Genomic DNA, 18,522 nt, shown 5'->3' with positions numbered 1-18,522 from the left:
CTGGCGCCGTCGGTTGCCGCGGGCGGGCCCTGCGGGGCCCACGACCCAGCCCCCCCCGCGGTGGGGGGGGGTGTGGGGGGGGGGCCCCCTGGAAGACAGTGCGAGGTCAGGCGCGTCCCCCTCTCCCCGACCCTCTCCCCCATGGGGGAGAGGGAGAAGAGTCCCTATCCCCGAGGCCGCAAGATCGCGCGCGATTCCGCGAACGCCCATGCAGTCCTGCTTGTTGGGGGTGACCGAGACGTCGATGACCGGATCGTCGAGCCCTGCATAATCGGCAAAGCTGGTGCCGACCGGCGCGTCATCGGGCAATTCGATGATGCCGTCGTGATCCTCGCCCATCTCGAGCTCGCGATACGAACACATCATTCCGAAGCTCTCGACATCGCGGATCTTGGCGGGCTTCAATGTGAAGGCGGGGCCGGGGACATAGGTCCCGGGAGGGCCGAACACCCCGACGAGGCCCAGACGCGCATTGGGCGCGCCGCAGACGACCTGCCAGGGCGTGCCCGAGCCATCGTCGACCTTGAGCAGCCGTAGCTTGTCCGCATTCGGGTGCGGGCCTGCCTCGATGACGCGCGCAACCTTGAACGGACGCAGCCCGTCGGCGGGGTTCTCCACGCCTTCGAGTTCCAGTCCGATTGCGGTCAGCCGGTCGGTGATTTCGGTCAGCGAAGCATCGGTTTCGAGATGCTCTTTGAGCCAGCTTAGCGTGAACTTCATGCGCCGACTCCTCCGCTCAAAGTGGGGACATCGAGCGACGAGAAGCCGTAATGCTTGAGCCAGCGCAGATCGCCGTCGAAGAACGCGCGCAGGTCGTCCATGCCGTATTTGAGCATCGCCAGCCGGTCGATGCCGCAGCCGAAGGCAAAGCCCTGCCACTCGTCGGGATCAAGCCCGCAATGTTCGATCACCTTGGGGTTGACCATGCCGCTGCCCAGGATCTCCATCCAGCCGCCGTTCGGTCCAGTCGGATCGCCGCCGATCACGCGCTTGCCCTTTTCAACCGTGAAGCCGACATCGACCTCGGCCGAGGGCTCGGTGAACGGGAAATAGCTCGGCCGCAGCCGCAGCACGATGTCGTCGCGCTCGAAGAACGCCTTCACGAAGGTCTCCAGCGTCCATTTGAGGTGCGCCATGGTGATGCCCTTGTCGATCACCAGCCCCTCCACCTGATGGAACATCGGCGTGTGGGTCGCGTCCGAATCGCTGCGATAGGTGCGGCCCGGCGCGATGATGCGGATCGGCGGCTTCTGCGCCATCATCGTGCGGATCTGCACCGGCGATGTGTGGGTGCGCAGCAGCATCTCCTCGCCCGCTCCATTGCGATCGGGGAAGTAGAAGGTGTCGTGCATCGCCCGCGCCGGGTGAGTCTCGGGCATGTTGAGCGCGGTGAAGTTGTACCAGCCCGATTCGATCTCGGGCCCGGTGGCGACGGCGAAGCCCAGGTCAGCGAAGATTTCGGCGAGTTCGTCCATCACTTGCGAAACCGGGTGCACCGATCCTTGCGGGCTGGCAGGCGCGGGCAGCGTCAGGTCGATCGCTTCAGCAGCGAGCCGCGCGTTCAAGACTTCGCTCTCCAGCGCGTCCTTGCGCGCGGTAATCGCAGCGGTCACCGCCTCGCGCGCGCCATTGATCCGCGGGCCTTGCGCCTGCCGCTCCTCGGCGCTCATCTGGCCAAGCGTCTTGAGCAGCCCCGAGATCGCGCCCTGCTTGCCCAAAGCGGCAATCCGGATCTCTTCCAGACCCGCCAGATCGGCGCTGGCGATCTGCCCCAGATAGTCCTGCTGTAACTGCTCAACGTCGGCCACGGTCCGATTTTCCCATTTGTGAAATTCCGTGCGCGAGCCGTAGTCACGGCGCCGTTCACAAATCAACCCCTGCCGGTGTTTCGCATGGTTTTCATTATGGCGCGTGCGGTGCTATCATCGCCTCAGGACCGGGCAAAGAACCGGCCGAAACGGGGACGACCGCCGATGAACCTGATGCTGCTGTTCGCGTCGCTGGCTGCCATTCTTGCGGTCGCGGGACTGGTCTGGCTGCTGCAGCTGGGCGAGAACCGGATCGGCGACGCCGAGGATGCCGCGCGGATCGCCGAAGAGCAGGTCGCAGGCTTCGAGGCCGGGCCGGTGCTGATGTCGAGCGATGGCGAAGCGGCGCTGGTGGAAGGGTCGGACGGGCGCGTGGTCATTCTGAAGCGCCACGGTGCGCACTGCGCCGGAAGGGTGCTGCACAAGCCGTTGCGCGCGCACCGGTGCAACGCGGGGTGGAAGGTCGAGACCGGTGACCCGCGCTTCGGACATGTTTCATTCGCGCTGTCGAAACAGGATGCAGACAAGCTGCTGACAATGATGTAAGCAGGCGCTCATGCCCGATCTGCCTAACCCGACCGAGCTTGCGATTCCGGCATTCGTGCTGTTGATGCTGGTCGAGATATGGTGGGTGCGGCGGCGCGACCGCAGAGCCTATGAGCCGCGCGACACGCTGACATCGCTGGCGCTGGGCCTCGGCAGCACGGTCGCGGGCGCGCTGACCGGCGGGCTTGCGCTGCTGATCGCGTTCCAGGTCTATGAACACCGCATCTTCGATATCGGCTGGGTCTGGTGGGCCTGGCCCATCGCCTTCCTCTTCGACGATTTCGCCTATTACTGGTCGCACCGGCTGGGCCACCGCGTCCGCTGGATGTGGGCGGCGCATGTTATCCACCATTCCAGCCAGCATTATAACCTCTCTACCGCGCTGCGGCAGACCTGGACCGGCTTTTTCACCCCAGGGCTGCTGATCGGCTTGCCGATGTTCTGGCTGGGTTTCCACCCGCTGATGGTGGCGTTCTGCGGTGGGCTCAACCTGATCTACCAGTTCTGGATCCACACCGAGGCGGTGAAAAGGCTGCCGCGCTGGTTCGAGGCGGTGATGAACTCGCCCTCGCACCACCGCGTCCACCACGCGATCAACCCGGGCTATCTCGATTCGAATTATGCCGGTGTGTTCATCGTCTGGGACAAGATGTTCGGCACCTTCGTTCCCGAGCGCGACGATGTCCGCATCCAGTATGGCATCGTCAAGCAGCTCGGCAGCTTCAACCTGCTGTGGGCTGCGTTTCACGAGTGGGTCGGCATCGCCCGCGACATGTGGAGCGCGCCGGGCTTGCGCAACAAGCTGGGCTATCTGCTCCGTCCGCCCGGCTGGAGCCACGATGGCAGCCGCGAGACCAGCGATTCGATCAAGGCGGCCTGGGCCGCGCGCCAGCCGGTGCGCCCGGCAGCGCAGCCTTATCCCGACGGGAGCCTGACGCCTGCTGAATGAATGCGCCGAATGAGTTGAATCAACAGGGCCATCACAAACGAGCCCATGAGGAGAGAGCATGAACGAATACGATATCATCGTCATCGGTGGCGGGTCTGCCGGGTGCGCGGTCGCCGGACGGCTGAGCGAGGACGCCAGCCTGTCGGTCTGCCTGATCGAGGCAGGCGGGCGTAACAACGGGGTGCGGGTCAAGACCCCGGGGTTCATGCCGTTCCTGCCCGCCAACACCAACTGGAAGTTCGACACCGTTCCCCAGCCGGGCCTCAACGGCCGCACCGGCTATCAGCCGCGCGGGCGCGGGCTGGGTGGATCTTCGGCGATCAACGCGATGGTCTATATCCGCGGCAACAAATGGGATTACGACAACTGGGAAACTCTGGGCGCGACCGGCTGGTCCTATGACGACGTGCTGCCCTGGTTCCGCCGCTCCGAAGGCAATGACCGCGCAGGCTCGTCGAAGGAGTTCGACGCGCACCACGGCGCCGATGGGCCGCTGTCGGTGGTCGATCAGAAATGGGCCAACCCCGGAAGCCACGCTTTTGTCGAGGCGGCGCGCAGGCTGCAGCTGCCGGTCAACAATGATTTCAACGGCGCCAAACAGGACGGCTTCGGCATCTACCAGACCACGCAGAAGAACGGCGAGCGCTGGAGCGCGGCGCGCGCGTATCTGGAGCCTGCTGCGGGCCGCAAGAACCTCGACATCCGCACCCACGCCCTGGTGCGCCGGATCATCGTCGAGAACGGTCGCGCGCGCGGGGTCGAGTTCGAACGCGCAGGCAAGGTGGTGCAGGTGTTCGCACGCTTTGCCGTTGTCCTTTCGGCGGGCGCGTTCGGATCGCCGCAGATCCTCCAGCTTTCAGGCATCGGTCCGGGCGGCATGCTCAAGGAAAACGGCGTTCCGGTGATCGTCGACCGTGCCGAAGTGGGCGCGAACCTGCAGGACCATATCGATTACGTCTCGGGCTTTGCCACCAAGTCCAACCACAGCTTCGGCAGTTCGCTTGCCGGCACCATGCGCATGGCGCGCGCGGTGCTGCAGCACCGCCGCACCCGCACCGGCATCCTCACCACCTGCTGGGCAGAAGCCGGCGGCTTCTGGAAAGTGATGCCCGATGCGCCAGCGCCCGATGTCCAGTTCCATTTCGTGCCTGCGGTGCTCGAGGACCATGGCCGCGAGAACGTCAAGGGCCACGGCTTTTCGTGCCACGCCTGCGTGCTGCGGCCGGAAAGCAAGGGCACGGTGACGCTGAACAGCGCCGACCCCAAGGCCCCTCCGCGGATCGACCCGAACTTCCTCGCCGACGAGCGCGACATGGCGGTGCTGCGCGCCGGGGTGCGCTTCATGCACCGCATCTTCGAGACCGCGCCGATGTCGGATTACGAACCGGTCGATCGCCACCCGGTCGACCTGCGCGACGACGACGCGCTCGACGCGCTGATCCGCAACCGCGCCGACACCGTCTACCACCCGGTCGGCACATGCCGCATGGGATCGGACGAGGGCAGCGTGGTCGATCCCAGGCTCAAGCTGCGCGGGGTCGAAGGGCTGTATGTCGCCGATGCCAGCGTGATGCCCAAGATCGTCAGCGGCAACACCAACGCGCCGAGCATCATGATCGGCGAACGCTGCGCCGCGTTTGTGGCGGAAGACATGCGGGTGGGCGTGATGGCGGCGGCTTGAATTAAATCCTCCCCGAGCTTGTCTCGGGGAGGGGGACCATCCGAAGGATGGTGGAGGGGAAGCGGGATAGTGCGTGGATTGCGGGTAGTATGGCATCGCTACCCCTCCACCACCCGCTGCGCGGGCGGTCCCCCTCCCCCAGCAAGCTGGGGGAGGATTTTTAACAGCACTCCGCCCTTCCACCCTGGGGCACCCTCGGCTAACTGAAGCCGGATGAGCCAGCCCCCCTCCGACAGCGCCCCCACGCCGATGATGGCGCAATATCTTGCGCTCAAGGCGGAGGCGCCCGATTGCCTGTTGTTCTACCGGATGGGCGATTTCTTCGAATTGTTCTTCGATGATGCCAAGGCCGCCGCTGCCACGCTTGATATCGCGCTGACCTCGCGCGGCGCGCATGGCGGCGATCCGATCCCGATGTGCGGGGTGCCGGTGCACAGCGCGGAGGGCTATCTTGCAAAGCTGATCAAGGCGGGACACCGCGTCGCCATCGCCGAGCAGACCGAGAGCCCGGCACAGGCCAAGGCGCGCGCCGGGTCGAAGGCTCTGGTCGCACGCGCGATCGTCCGCTTCGTCACCGCAGGCACGCTAACCGAGGAATCGTTGCTTGATTCGCGCACCGAAAACCGGCTGGTCGCGCTCGCCAGCGCCGAGGGCGGCTATGGCCTGGCGATGTGCGACATCTCGACCGGCAGGTTCGAGCTGATGCAGGCGAGCGAGGCCGATCTCTCCGCCGAGATCGCGCGGCTCTCTGCCAGCGAGCTCATCCAGTCGGACCGCGCCGACCCCTTCACCGACGATGCCATATTGCGGCCTGCGGGCGCGTTCAGCAGCATCGAAGGCGAGAAGCGGCTCAAGGCGCATTTCGGCGTGGCGACGCTCGACGGCTTCGGCAATTTCAGCCGCGCCGAGCTCGCAGCAGCCGGCGGATTGATGGCCTATCTCGAGCATGTCTCGCGGGGCAATATGCCTTTCCTCGCCCCGCCGCGCCGGCACGAGGTCGCTTCGCATATGGCGGTCGATGCGGCGACGCGCGAAAGTCTGGAAATCCTCACCAGCCAGCAGGGCGGCCGTGCCGGATCGCTGATCCACGCGATCGATCGGACGGTGACCGGCGCAGGCGCGCGGCTGCTCGCCAGCGATCTGGGCGCGCCGCTGACCGATATCGCCGCGATCCGCGAGCGGCTGGGGCTGGTGCAGTGGTTCCATGAGGATTCGCTGCGCCGCGACAGCGTGCGCGATGCCTTGAAGGCGATCCCCGATCTGGCGCGCGCGCTGGGCAGGGTGGTCGCGGGGCGTGGGAGCCCGCGCGATCTGGGCCAGCTGCGCGATGGTCTGAGCGCGGCGCGATCTTTACGAGAGCGGCTGGCGCGCGGCGATGACCTGCCCGATCTGCTCAAGGCGCTGCTGCCCGACATGCAGGGCCATGGCGCGCTGGTCGAGCATATGCAGCGCGCACTGGTCGAAAGCCCGCCGACCGAACGCAACCAGGGGGGCTATATCGCGCGCGGATACGATGCCGCGCTCGATGCCCTGCGCGATACCTCGGGCAATGCACGCCGCGCGATCGCCGCGCTCGAGGCCGACTACAAGGCGCAGACCGGGGTGCAGGCGCTCAAGATCCGGCACAATGCGGTGCTCGGCTATTTCATCGAGGTGCCTGCGGCGCGCGCCGATGCGCTGATGAAGCCCGATAGCGGCTTTGCCCATCGCCAGACGATGGCGGGCGCGGTGCGGTTCAACTCGCCCGCGCTGCATGATGAGGCGATGCGGATCGCGCAATCGGGCGGCCATGCGCTTGCGGCCGAGGAAGCGCATTTTGAAGGGCTATGCGAAGAGGTCGTCGCCGCGCGCGATCGCATCGCCCGCACCGCCGCTGCACTCGCCCGGGTCGATGTCGCGGCAGGACACGCCGCAATGGCGGCCGAGGGCGATTATACCTGCGCGGAACTGACCGACGAGCCGTGTATCGCGATCGAGGCCGGGCGCCATCCGGTGGTTGAAGCGGCGCTGCGCAAACAGGGGCAGGCGTTCGTCGCCAATGACTGTTCGCTGTCAGAGAGCGATCGGCTGTGGCTGGTTTCGGGTCCCAACATGGGCGGCAAGTCGACTTTCCTGCGCCAGACCGCGCTGATCGTGCTGCTCGCGCAGGCCGGCGCATTCGTGCCCGCCAAGTCGGCGCGGATCGGGATCGTCGACCGATTGTTCAGCCGCGTGGGTGCATCGGACAATCTGGCGCGGGGACGCTCGACCTTCATGGTCGAGATGGTCGAGACCGCTGCGATCCTGTCCCAGGCGACCGAACGCTCGTTCGTGATCCTCGACGAGGTAGGGCGCGGCACCTCGACCTATGACGGGCTCGCGCTTGCTTGGGCGATTGCCGAGGCGGTGCACGACACCAACCGCTGCCGCTGCCTGTTTGCGACGCACTATCATGAGCTCACGCGGCTCACTGACCGGCTCGATGCGCTGTCGCTGCACCATGTCCGCGCGCGCGAATGGAAGGGCGATCTGGTGCTGCTGCACGAACTCGCCGATGGTCCGGCGGACCGAAGCTATGGGCTTGCCGTCGCCAAGCTGGCGGGCGTTCCACCGGTGGTGGTCGCCCGCGCCAAGGCGGTGCTGGCCAAGCTCGAGGCGGGGCGGCAGGCGACCGGCGGGCTGGCGGCGGGGCTCGATGATCTGCCGTTGTTCGCGGCTGCCATGGCCAAGGAGCCCGAGGCCAAGGACGCGCTGCGCGAGGCGCTGGGCAGCCTTGATGTCGACAACCTCAGCCCGCGCGACGCGCTGGAGGAACTGTACAGGCTCAAGGGACTGCTGGGCGAATAACGCCTTTGATCCGCACGTATTTTTGCCGTTCTCTCGATTTGTAAAACCGGGTATTCAACAGCGTGTTGAGGGGTATCCGGGGCAATGGCGATCTTGCACATAGGGGTGATGGCGGTGGCGCTGGGCAGCGCCGGGGTGCCTGCGCCTGCCCCTTCGCCGGGAACCGCGCTGCCGCCGGTGATCGCCTTGTGCGAGGCCGCCGCGCCTGCAACGCCTGCCACGGTGGCGCTGCCGCCCGGCCAATCGGACAAGGCCCGCGCGCTGCTGCGCGGCGGCGAGGATGGCGCAGATGCGGCGCTCGCGGTGCTGCTCGCGCCGGTCGCCAGCCCGCTGGCCGATGCCAGCACCGATCCAGCGCCAGCCGATATCCGACAGCTTGCCGAATACTGCCTGGTCGCAGGCGAGGCGATGCGCCGGGCGCGTTCCGGCAGCCAGTCGCGCGCGCAGGACTTTCTGCGCACCGCGCTGGTTCTGGCCGATCGGGCCGGAGACGCACCGCTCGCTGCACGCGCCGCGTGGGAGGCCGCGCTGGCGCAGGCCGGTGGCGCGCCGCCCAGCACGTCGGGGGTCCGGCGGCGTAGCGGCACGACGGCGCGGCCGGGCGAAGGTGAGGCTGTTGCCGGTTGCGCTGCTGCCGCCGCTCCCGCGCTGACGGCTGGGCGCAGGCTCGAAGCCGCGTTCGCCTGCGCATTGGGCCGCGCGGCTCTGGCGGGCGATGCCCGGTTGACCGCGCTTTCGGCATTGCGGCTGGGGCGGCTGCAGAATGCCCGCAAGGCCGGCGACATGGCGCATCTGTCGCAGGGGCTGGATGCTGCCAGCCGGGTGGCCGATCGGTCCGAGAGCGCCGCGCTGCAGCGGGCGCTGCTGATGCTCGCATGCGATGCGGGGCAATGTCCAACCGATTTTGTTGGTGGCGCTGTCGCGCGCTATGCCGATATGGTTGCAGCCGGGGTTGGTGATGCTGCCACCCTCGCTGCGCTCCAGGGCCGCATCGCGCTGGCGCAGGACGATGCGGGCAATGCCCGGGCGCTGCTGCGCCGGGCGGTGTTCCTGGAAAGCCAGAAGCCGCTGCCGCAGAACCTGCCGCAGTATCTGTTGCTGCTCGCCGATGCCGAGCCCGGACGGGCCAGCGCGCATGTGCTGGCCGCCTATCGCGCGCTCGAGCGGGTGCGCAGCGTGCTGATGCCGGTCGATCCGCTGACCGAAGAAAGCCGTTTCGATCTGGTGGTGCGGCCAGTGTTCGAGCGCGCGATCGGCACGACGCTGACCAATGCCGGCGATGATGCCGCGACGTTGGGGCAGGCGCAGCGCATCGCCGAAGCCTATCGCTCGGCCGAACTGCAAAACGCACTTGGCGCCGAATGCGTGCCGCTGCGCAATCCGGTAACCTCCGCAGACCTCCAGCCGGGCGAGATCCTGCTCTATCCGCTGCTGCTCGAGGACCGGGTCGAACTGCTCTATGCGACCGGCGACGACAAGGGCTTAGGCTATCGCCGGATGCCGCCCGACCGCAGCATCAACCGCGCGACCATCGCCGCGCTCGCGCAAGCGATGACGACATCGCTGAGCGGCGAGAGCGACGATTGGGAGGCGGCATCGCGCGCGCTGCATGCGGTTTTGATCGCCCCGATCGCCGATCGGCTGCGACCGGGCGGTACGCTGGTGATCGTCCCCGATGGACCCTTGCGCCAGATCAGTTTCGCCGCGCTGATGGATGCCCAAGGCACTTTCCTGATGGAGCAGGTGCAGCTCGCGGTGGTTCCTGCGCTCAGCTTCGCAGCGCCCGGCACCCGCGATTCCGATCCCTCGATCATCGCCGCCTCGCTCGAGAAGGAGATGGATCTGCCCGTCGGGCGCTTCTCGCGGCTCGAAGGGACCGCAGCCGAGGCCAGGATGGCGGCGGGGCGCGATGGCGTTCTGCTCGCCGATTTCAACCGCGCATCGCTCGCAGGCGCGCTCGCCCGGCGTCCCGCGAGCGTGCTGCATCTGGCCACCCATGCCGCGTTCAACGGCCGCACCGCGCGCTCGTTCATCGTTGCCAACAACGAGGCGATCACGCTTCCCGAACTGCGCGCGATGCTGAGCGCCAACCAGTTGCGCGGCGAAGCGCTCCAGCTGCTGGTGCTCAGCGCCTGCGAGACCGCCGTGGGCGATGACGACCAGGCGATGGGGCTGGCGGGCGCGGCGGTTGAGGCCGGTGCGGCGAGCGCGCTGGCGTCGCTGTGGGAGGTCAACGATGCAGGCACCGCAGCGCTGATGGAAGCGTTCTACACCCATTATCGCGCCGGCGTGGGCCGCGCCCGCGCGCTGCAGCTGGCGCAGATCGATCTGGCGCGCGGTGCCGATGGGCAATGGGCCGACCCCGGCATCTGGAGCGCGTTCACGATGGTGGGGAGCTGGCGATGAAGCCGATCCGTGGCGCCACGCTGGCGCTCGCGCTGGTTCTGCAATCCGGGCCGCTGGCGGCTCAGGAAGCGTTCAGCACCCCGACCGCGATCAACCCCGATACGCTGCCGGCATTGTCGACCGGTACGAGCGCTGTCACCGACGGCGCGGTCACCACGATCGATGGCGGTCTGCGCAGCGGCAGCAACCTGTTCCACAGCTTTTCTAGGTTCAACCTGGCAGAAGGCGACATCGCGCGCTGGACCGCGAGTGATGCGCTGACCATCCGCAACGTCATCAACCGCGTCACCGGCGGCGAGCGCTCGTTCATCGGCGGTACGATCGATGGAAGCGCGATACCGGGAGCCGATTTCTTCTTCATCAACCCGGCTGGCATCGTCTTTGGCGACGGCGCGTCGGTCGATGTCGGCGGCACCGCGCACTTCTCGACCGCGCACCAGCTCGGCTTTGCCGATGGCAGCGTGCTGGTCAGCGGCACCGCCTCGGGATCGACCTTCAGCATGGCGGAGCCTGCTCGGTTCGGCTTTCTCGGCAACAACCAGCCGATCCTGGTGCAGGCCACCGGAGGCCTGGGCGATGGCGTGGCGCGCGGTATCGCAGCCGGGAGGCTGACGCTCAGCGCCGGCGACATAGCGATGTTCGGCATCAGCCTGCTGGCCAGCAGCTTCGATGCGCGCGCCGTGGGGCAGGGGAAAGGGAGTGTGACGCTGAGCGCCTCCGGGCTGGAGGGATTGCGCGGCGGGGCGATCACACTCGACGACAGCCGCATCCGGATCGATTCCGATGGCCATGCCGCGCTCGCGGCAGGGCGGATCAGCCTCGATTCTTTCAGCGAGATCGGGGTGACCGCGCGTGCCGCCGATCGCCCCGCGATCGACATCTCCGCCGACGTGCTCGATCTGGTGAGCGGCGAACTGCGCGTCAGCGGCATCGATGGGCTCGACGAGCGCGGCGGCGACATCCGTATCCGCACCGGCGAGCTTTTCGTCCGCGACCGGAGTGCGATCCGCACCGAATCGATGCTCGCAGGCGGCGGCGGAACCATCATGCTGGACAGCGACTTCATCCATATCGAAGGCGGCACCGTGACCGCCACGGGCATATCCGCGCCGGGCCGGTCGGTGGGTGATATCACCGTGCGCGCCGGGCTGTTGCGGATCACCGATATCGGCTCGCTGTCGACCACGTTGTTCCAGGCGAGCGGCGATACGATGCCGACCGGGACGACGGGCAACATCGTCATCGACGCAGGCCGCATCGAGATCGACACCACCGGGCTGATTCTGGCGCAGAGCCAGTCGAGCACCGCATCGGGCCCGGGCAGCATCACCATCCGCGCCGAAACCATGGCGATCGGCGTGGGGCTGATATCCACCGGCACGGCCAGCTCGACTGCGGCGGGCCCGATCGACATCACCGTGCGCGGGCTACTCGAGTTGACCGGTTTCGGCGGCATCCAGTCGTTGAGCCAGGGGCTAGGCGATGCCGGCGCGATCACCATCCGGGCAGGCACCTTGCGGATGATCGACGACATGGGCGGGCCGAAGATATCGTCGGAAACCGAATTGCCGCGCGCGCAGGAATTCACCCGGCTGAGCGACTATACCGGATCTGCGGGCCGCATATCGATCATCACCGATGCACTCGAGATGATCGGTCGCAGCACCATATCGACCTCCAGCTCGAGCCTGGGCAATGCCGGGGACATCGGTATCGTCGCAGGCCGGATAACGATGTCGGGGGAGGCCGAAATCACGTCTGCCGCCCAAGTCCTGCTGGTTCCGCCCTCGGAAGAGGACTTCGAGGCCGATCCTGACCTGATTCCGACCTTGACGATGGTGCCGGGCCCGGGGCGCGCGGGTACCATCACGCTGGCGGTGGCCGACACGCTGACGATGGCCGGCGGCAGCATCTCGACCGCCACCCAGGGCTTCGGCGGTGCCGGCGCGGTCACCGTCGCCGCCGATCGCATCCTGCTTGGCCAGGGCAGCCGGATCAGCTCGGATGCGGGCGGCCTTGCGCCGGGCCAAGCGGGCACCGTGGTGCTGATCGCGCGCCAGATCGCGTTGGAGGGCGGCGCGGAGGTCACCACCGGCTCGGCCAATGCCACCACCGCAGGCGGCATCGGGCTGGTGGCGCAAGAGAGCATCACCATCACCGGCGCAGGCAGCCGGGTGGCGAGCACCAACACCGCTGGCGGACCCGGCGGTGCGGCGGGCAATATCCTGGTGTCCGCGCCGCGCATCACTTTGGGACCGGGCGGGGTGATCACCACCAGCTCGCTGGCGGGCGCAGCGGGGCAGATCGATCTGATGCTGCCTGATACTGGCATATTGCGGCTGGCTGGAGGGGCGGATCCGGCGGCCATCGCCACCTCGTCGGGTCCTGGCACCGGCGGGCGTATCATGATCAGCCGCCCTTATGCGCTGATCGCCGATGGCGGGCGGATCGAGGCGCTGGGGCAGCAGCGCGGCGCCAACGTGCAGCTCGCCACCGATTTCTTCATCCGATCGGCCGATAACAGCAACCTGTTGCTGGTCGATGGCGATCTGGTGGTCGACAGCCAGGTCGGCAACGTCAGCAGCGGCATCGATACCCCCGATATCAGCTTTGGCGATGCCGCAGGCGTGCTCGCGGGCCAATGCCGCGCGGCGCGCAGCAGCGGCTCGGTCAGCCGCCTTGCGATCGATGCGGTCGGTCCGCTGGCGATCGAGGGCGGCGAGGCGTCTGTCGCCGGAGGATGCCGTTGAGCCTCGCACTGGCGTTTGTGCTGCAGGCCGTGCAACCCGCAGCCCTGCCGTGCGCGCCCGCGCCGGTGGTTGCCAATGCGGGAGTCGTGACCTTTTGCGAGGTTGAGGTGCACGCCGAGCCCGACGTGATCGCCATCGCGACGGCCGACAGCGACAGCCTCGACTATGGCGGTTTCGTCGTGCGCTATCGCAAGGGGGACAGGCTCGATGGGCAATGGGTTCGCCAGCAGGCCATCGCCAACGGGCTTGTCGCGACACCGGTGCCGCTCGACCGCATCGCAGCCGCCGTCCAGCAGATCAGCCTCGCTTATGTCCGCAACGGCTATGTCAATTCGGGCGTGCTGATCGACCCTGCGACCGATGCGGCCGGCAACGGTTCAACCCTGGTGCTGCGGCTGATCGCCGGCCGGCTGGCCGAGCCTGGCGTTGCGGTCGAATGGCAGGATGGCCACCGGCGGGGGCTGAGCGAGGGCTATGTGCTGGCGCGGATGCCCTCGGTGCGCGCGCTGCCGCTCAACGGCCTTGATATCGAGCGCGATTTCCGCGGCCTTGCCGCCGATGGAGCGATCGCCACGGTCAAGGCCGATCTGCAGCCTGGCACCCGGCCCGGCGAGGCACAGCTGACGCTGCTGGTCGATCCGGCACCGCGCTTTGCGGTGCAGGCGAGCATCGCCAACAGCCGCTCGCCCGCGGTCGGTGCCTGGCGCGCCGGTGCCGGGCTGGCGGTGCGCAACGCGCTGATGCCCGGCGACCGGATCGCGGTCGATGGTGGCCTGACCGCCGGGCGGCCCGACATATTGGCGGATTATTCCGCCCCGTTCATCCACCCCGCGATGACGATCGACCTGCGCGGCGGCTACAACCGCGCGGCGGTGGTCGATGCGCCGCTGCGCAACCTCAATATCCGCGCGCGCGACTGGTTCGCCGAGGGCGGCTTCGGGCTTACCGTCTGGCAGCGGCCGCTGACGCCCGCCTCGATCGACGGCCAGCCCGAGGTAAGCGCGCAGTCAGTAATGGTGCGCGCGGGCGTCATCCACCGCGAGACCCGCACCTTCCTGCTCGGCGAGCCGTTCTCGTTCAGTCCCGGCTCGGTGCGCGGGCTTGCGGAATACACCGCGCTGCGGCTGGGTGCGGATTGGACGCGGCGCAGCGCGTCGACGGTGTGGATCGCACAAGCGCGCTTCACCCAGGGGATCGAGGGCAGCCGGTCGGACGTCATCGGCATCGTCGCGCCGTCGCCGCGTTTTCGCAGCTGGTCGGGCCAGGTCAGCCACGCCCGGCGGCTGGGCGGCAGCGGCTTCGAGCTGCGCGCCAGGCTTGCCGGACAATATGGCGAAGGCGCACTTTATGCGGGCGAGCGCTTCGTCGCGGGCGGCAGCCAGAGCGTGCGCGGCTATCGCGAGAGCCTGCTGCTCGCCGACCGGGGGGTCACAGGATCGGTCGAGGTCGCGCGGCCCTTGGTACTGGGAACCGGCGCTACAGGCCCTCTGGGGTTGCGCTGGGGCAGCTTCACGCCGTCGGTGTTCGCCGATGGCGCCATTGCCCGCAACGCGGCGCGCGCGTTCCAACCCGTGCCCGGCGAGCTCGCCAGCATCGGCGCGGCGCTCGCCTGGACCCCGTCGCCATCGCTCAGCGCGCGCGTGATCTATGGCCATGCGCTGATCAACGCCCCCGTCACCGGCAGCCGCGATATCCAGGACGATGGCCTGTCGTTTGCGATCGGATGGAACCGGCAGTTTTAGGGCTGGCGCTTGACCTTCGATGGCGGACCATTACCAGAGCCAGCCATGAAGTTCTTTTCCGACAACGCCGCTGCGGTCCATCCGCGCGTGATGGGTGCGATCATCGCGGCCAACCATCTCGATTCGCCTTATGATGGCGATGCGCTGAGCCAGATGCTCGACGACCGGTTCAGCCAGGTCTTCGGCACGCGGGTGAGCGCATTGTGGGTGGCAACGGGCACCGCAGCCAATGCACTGGCATTGTCTGCGCTGTGCCCGCCGCACAAGGGCGTGATCTGCCACAAGATGGCGCATATCGAGCAGGACGAGTGCGGCGCGCCGGGCTTCTTCATGCACGGCGCCAAACTGATCCTCGCCGAGGGCGAGGGCGCCAAGCTGACCGCCGAAGAGATCGCAAGGGTCGCAGGCAACATCCGCGACGATGTGCATCAGGTCCAGCCCGCGTGCGTTTCGATCACCAATGCCAGCGAATACGGGCTGGTCTATACCCCCAAGGAGGTCTCGGCGATCGGCGACATGTGCAAGGCGCGCGGCCTCAAGCTGCACATGGACGGCGCGCGCTTTGCCAATGCCGTGGCCAGCACCGGCGCGCATCCGGCCGACATCACCTGGCGCGCGGGCGTCGACATATTGAGCTTCGGCTGCGTCAAGAACGGCGGCATGAATGCCGAGGCGATCATCGTCTTCGAGCCGGCGCTGGCGCGCGAACTGCCATACTTGCGCAAACGCGCCGGGCAGCTGCAATCCAAGGGCCGGTTCCTTGCCGCGCAGTTGCTGGCGATGCTCGAGGATGACCTGTGGCTGACCAACGGCGCTGCCGCCAATGCCGGCGCGCAGGCGATCGCGCAGGCGGCGGGCGAGCGGCTGCTTTATCCGGTCGAGGCGAACGAGGTGTTCGTGCGGCTGACCGCTGCCGAAGCCGAATCGCTGCGCGCGCAGGGTTTCGAGTTCTACGACTGGGGCGAGATGACCGCAGAGGGCGGCGAGGCGCGCTTCGTCACCGCCTGGGACCAGGATGCCGATGCCGTCGCGCCGCTGGCCGCTGTGATCGCCGCGCTGTAATGGCGACCGCAGCCGCCACGCCAGAGACGCACGACGAACCCTCGGTGCTCTCGGCGCGCGTGCTGGTGCCGTTCCTGGTGGTCTCGCTGATCTGGGGCTCGACCTGGCTGGTGATCAAGGACCAGGTGTCTTCCGTTCCGCCGACCTGGTCGGTCACCTACCGCTTCGCCGTCGCGGCGATCGGCATGTTCGCGCTGGCGTGGTGGCGCGGGGCACCGCTCAAGCTGGGCCGCCAGGGCCAGCTGATCGCGCTGGCGCTGGGGGTGTTCCAGTTCTCCGCCAACTTCAACTTCGTCTACCGGTCTGAGATGTACATCACTTCGGGGCTGCTGGCGGTGCTGTTCGCGATGCTGATGGTGCCCAACGCGATCCTGTCGCGGGTGTTCCTGGGCCAACGGATCGCGGGCGGCTTCATCCTGGGCACGGCGGTGGCGCTGGCGGGCATAGCCTTGCTGTTCGTGCAGGAATATCGCGCCATGCCTGCAGACCTTGGCGACGTGATGACCGGGCTTGGCCTTGCCTTGTGCGCCATCCTCTCGGCTTCGATCGCCAATGTGATGCAGTCGGCCCAGCGGGTGCGCAGCATGCCGATCCTGTCCTTGCTCGCCTGGGCGATGCTGTGGGGCGCGCTGGGCAATGCGGCGCTGGCCTGGGCGCTTTATGGCGCACCGGTGATCGAGATGCGGCCTGCGTATCTGGGTGGCATCGTCTATCTGGGGCTGCTCGGCTCGGTGGTCACCTTCCCGATGTATTTCGCGCTGATCCGCAACATCGGCGCGGCGCGCGCGGCCTATACCAGCGTGCTGGTCCCGGTGGTGGCGATGGCGCTGTCCACCGCCTTCGAAGGCTATCGCTGGAGCCTGCTCGCCGCAGGCGGCGCGGCGCTGGGGATGATCGGCCTCGTCATCGCGATGCGATCACGCGCACCCAGAACGCCGAGGCTGACGGGGTGAGGCTGCTCAAGGGCAGACGCCCATCTCCCCCAGCGTACTGAACCGATCCTTAGCGCTTCGCGCGAAGCCTGCGCTGCAGCGCTGCGGCGCGGTTCAGTTGGATATACCATGCTGCGGGAAGTTGGGGGGAGTTTTCATGGAAACCGCCACCATCTCTTCTAAGTCATTGAAAAGATGGTGGGCGCGGCAGGGATTGAACCTGCGACCCCACCCGTGTGAAGGGTGTGCTCTACCACTGAGCTACGCGCCCGCTTTTTTGGCTCTGCCGGTTGCGGCGGCCTCGTGCGGAGCGCCCCATTGCCAGAAGCTTTGCGGCTTGGCAAGGGGTGGGCTCGGTCAGGAAATCGCGCGGAGCGGCGTGACATTGGCCGGCTCGGCGCCCGCCGCCTGCTTCATGCCCAACCCGTCGAACAGCGTGTTGATCACGATCCGCAGATTGTCCGGCGTCGCGGTCCGCATCATGTCCATCATCACGAACGGGTTGCAGAAGGGCTGGACCATCAGGTTGGTGATCGCGACCACACGGTCGAGGTCATAGCCCGCGAAATAGCCCTCGCTCATCGCCTCGCCCAGCACCACCGCCATGTAGTGGTCGGCAAGGTCGACATAGCCGCGGATGACCTCCCAATGCTCCTCGCCCAGATCCATGTTCGCACGGAAGAGATTGGGATCGGCTTCGAACCGCGCGCGCTTGACCGCGACGCGGCGCGCGAAGAACTGAAACAGTTTCTCGCGCGGGGGCAAATCGGAGGCGACGACCTCTTCCATGATCTGGTCGAGTTCCTCGAACCAGCGCCCGGCAATGGCCTCGAAGAAAGCCTCCTTCGAGGCGAAATAGCGATAGAAGTTCGATTGCGACATTCCGCAGGCCGCAGCGACCTCGCTCAGCGAGAGGTTTATCGCGCCGCGCGCCTTCACCATCTCTTCGGCGGCATCCATCAACTGGGTGCGGATGGCGTCGTGATCATTGAGAGGGCGAGACATGATATCAGCCTGACTGACTTATGGGGATAAGGCGGTTATACGATAAAATTCCCATATTATCAAATGTTGCTTCAGGTGATGGCGGCGCGCTGCCAATCGGGCAGATCGAGCGTGGCCAGATCCTCGATGCGGCGATGCTCGACCGATACCGCCAGCGCCTCGTAAGCCACCTTCTGCCGCTTCGGGTCGGCCTGCGTGATCGGCAGCACGACGATGCGGCGGTTGACCTTCTGCCGCCAGTTCATCCGCGCGGTGTTCTCCTGGCCGACATAGCAGCCCTTGTCGAAGCTCACCCCGTTAAGCTCGACCGCGTTGGTCTCCAGCCAGAGGATATCGCCCAATTCGCTCGCGCCCTCGGGCACGCCCAGCGCCAGCCGGTGTGCGCGCCATTGCGCGTCCGCACCCTGATCGCCCGATGCCGGCGCCAGCCAGCGCCAGCCCAGCGCCGCCAGTCGCGGATCGGGCGAAGCGCCCTCGACCGGATCGGGCGACCAGTGGACCGACAGAGCCTCTTCGCGCGCGATGCCGATCTTGCGGCGCAGGCGATAGAGCGTCAGCCTTTTGGCGAGGTCGCCCGCCGCATCGGCTGCGCAATCGATCAGGACATCCGCGTCGTCGTCCCACAGCAGGAAGTCGAACAATGTCTTGCCCTGCGCGCTCAGCAACGCGCCATATTGCGGAGCGCCGGGCAGCACCAGGCGCATGTCCTGCGTCACCAGCCCCTGCAGAAAGCTGCGCACATCTTCTGCGGGGTCGAGGGGGGATAGGCGGATGAGCGCGCGGTGCGTCAATGTGCTATGGCTGGACATAGACGA

Annotated in this window: 13 protein-coding genes and 1 tRNA gene; 9 read left to right on the top strand and 5 right to left on the bottom strand. The window is 67.2% G+C overall.

Annotated features, from left to right (window positions below; all coding sequences use genetic code 11):
* Together ytpR and pheS are read right to left on the bottom strand one after the other, a co-directional pair.
* The coding region (ytpR, locus tag ACK4R0_RS08595) for a YtpR family tRNA-binding protein (protein WP_409673129.1) at positions 1-720 on the bottom strand (720 nt) is incomplete at its 3' end.
* On the bottom strand, positions 717-1,808 hold the full coding sequence (pheS, locus tag ACK4R0_RS08590) for a phenylalanine--tRNA ligase subunit alpha (RefSeq protein WP_409673126.1): 1,092 nt from the start codon (positions 1,806-1,808) through the stop codon (positions 717-719). The genes pheS and ytpR, both read right to left, overlap by 4 nt.
* 165 nt (positions 1,809-1,973) lie before the next feature.
* On the opposite strand from pheS, the gene ACK4R0_RS08585 reads away from it, so the two are divergent.
* The 9 genes from ACK4R0_RS08585 (at position 1,974) to ACK4R0_RS08545 (ending at position 16,723) form a co-directional block, all read left to right on the top strand.
* Positions 1,974-2,354, top strand: a complete 381-nt coding sequence (locus ACK4R0_RS08585; protein ID WP_409673124.1) for a hypothetical protein — start codon at positions 1,974-1,976, stop codon at positions 2,352-2,354.
* Positions 2,355-2,364: 10 nt separating this feature from the next.
* The gene (locus ACK4R0_RS08580) at positions 2,365-3,303 is read left to right on the top strand and encodes a sterol desaturase family protein (RefSeq protein ID WP_409673121.1); all 939 of its coding nucleotides are present in this window, start codon (positions 2,365-2,367) and stop codon (positions 3,301-3,303) included.
* A gap of 58 nt (positions 3,304-3,361) precedes the next feature.
* Complete coding sequence (locus tag ACK4R0_RS08575) at positions 3,362-4,984, top strand: GMC family oxidoreductase (RefSeq protein WP_409673118.1); 1,623 nt, start codon at positions 3,362-3,364, stop codon at positions 4,982-4,984.
* A 213-nt stretch (positions 4,985-5,197) separates the two neighbouring features.
* Complete coding sequence (gene mutS, locus ACK4R0_RS08570; RefSeq protein WP_409673116.1) at positions 5,198-7,810, top strand: DNA mismatch repair protein MutS; 2,613 nt, start codon at positions 5,198-5,200, stop codon at positions 7,808-7,810.
* 84 nt (positions 7,811-7,894) lie between these two features.
* Positions 7,895-10,216, top strand: coding sequence for a CHAT domain-containing protein (locus tag ACK4R0_RS08565; RefSeq protein WP_409673113.1), 2,322 nt, complete (start codon positions 7,895-7,897; stop codon positions 10,214-10,216).
* On the top strand, positions 10,213-12,966 hold the full coding sequence (locus tag ACK4R0_RS08560; RefSeq protein ID WP_409673110.1) for a filamentous hemagglutinin N-terminal domain-containing protein: 2,754 nt from the start codon (positions 10,213-10,215) through the stop codon (positions 12,964-12,966). The genes ACK4R0_RS08565 and ACK4R0_RS08560 overlap by 4 nt, the downstream gene beginning before the upstream one ends.
* Complete coding sequence (locus tag ACK4R0_RS08555) at positions 12,963-14,708, top strand: ShlB/FhaC/HecB family hemolysin secretion/activation protein (RefSeq protein WP_409673107.1); 1,746 nt, start codon at positions 12,963-12,965, stop codon at positions 14,706-14,708. Before ACK4R0_RS08560 ends, ACK4R0_RS08555 begins: the two co-directional genes overlap by 4 nt.
* Before the next feature lie 45 nt (positions 14,709-14,753).
* Positions 14,754-15,770, top strand: coding sequence for a threonine aldolase family protein (locus ACK4R0_RS08550; RefSeq protein ID WP_409673104.1), 1,017 nt, complete (start codon positions 14,754-14,756; stop codon positions 15,768-15,770).
* Positions 15,770-16,723 (top strand): DMT family transporter, encoded by a 954-nt coding sequence (locus ACK4R0_RS08545; RefSeq protein WP_409673102.1) that lies wholly within the window; start codon positions 15,770-15,772, stop codon positions 16,721-16,723. Before ACK4R0_RS08550 ends, ACK4R0_RS08545 begins: the two co-directional genes overlap by 1 nt.
* A gap of 175 nt (positions 16,724-16,898) precedes the next feature.
* On the opposite strand, the gene ACK4R0_RS08540 is transcribed toward ACK4R0_RS08545, so the two are convergent.
* The 3 genes from ACK4R0_RS08540 to ACK4R0_RS08530 form a co-directional block, all read right to left on the bottom strand.
* A tRNA-Val gene (locus ACK4R0_RS08540) sits at positions 16,899-16,973 on the bottom strand.
* 86 nt (positions 16,974-17,059) lie between these two features.
* Entirely contained in the window at positions 17,060-17,707 is a 648-nt protein-coding gene (locus ACK4R0_RS08535; protein ID WP_409673099.1) for a TetR/AcrR family transcriptional regulator, read from the bottom strand.
* A 71-nt stretch (positions 17,708-17,778) separates the two neighbouring features.
* The gene (locus ACK4R0_RS08530; RefSeq protein WP_409673096.1) at positions 17,779-18,516 is read right to left on the bottom strand and encodes a YgfZ/GcvT domain-containing protein; all 738 of its coding nucleotides are present in this window, start codon (positions 18,514-18,516) and stop codon (positions 17,779-17,781) included.
* Positions 18,517-18,522: the final 6 nt, after the last annotated feature.

The sequence above is a fragment of the Blastomonas sp. genome (genome assembly GCF_046294995.1).
Classification (GTDB): Bacteria; Pseudomonadota; Alphaproteobacteria; order Sphingomonadales; family Sphingomonadaceae; genus Blastomonas.
Note: the sequence above shows the minus strand (reverse complement) of the source record. Positions and strands in the feature narration are given on the sequence as shown.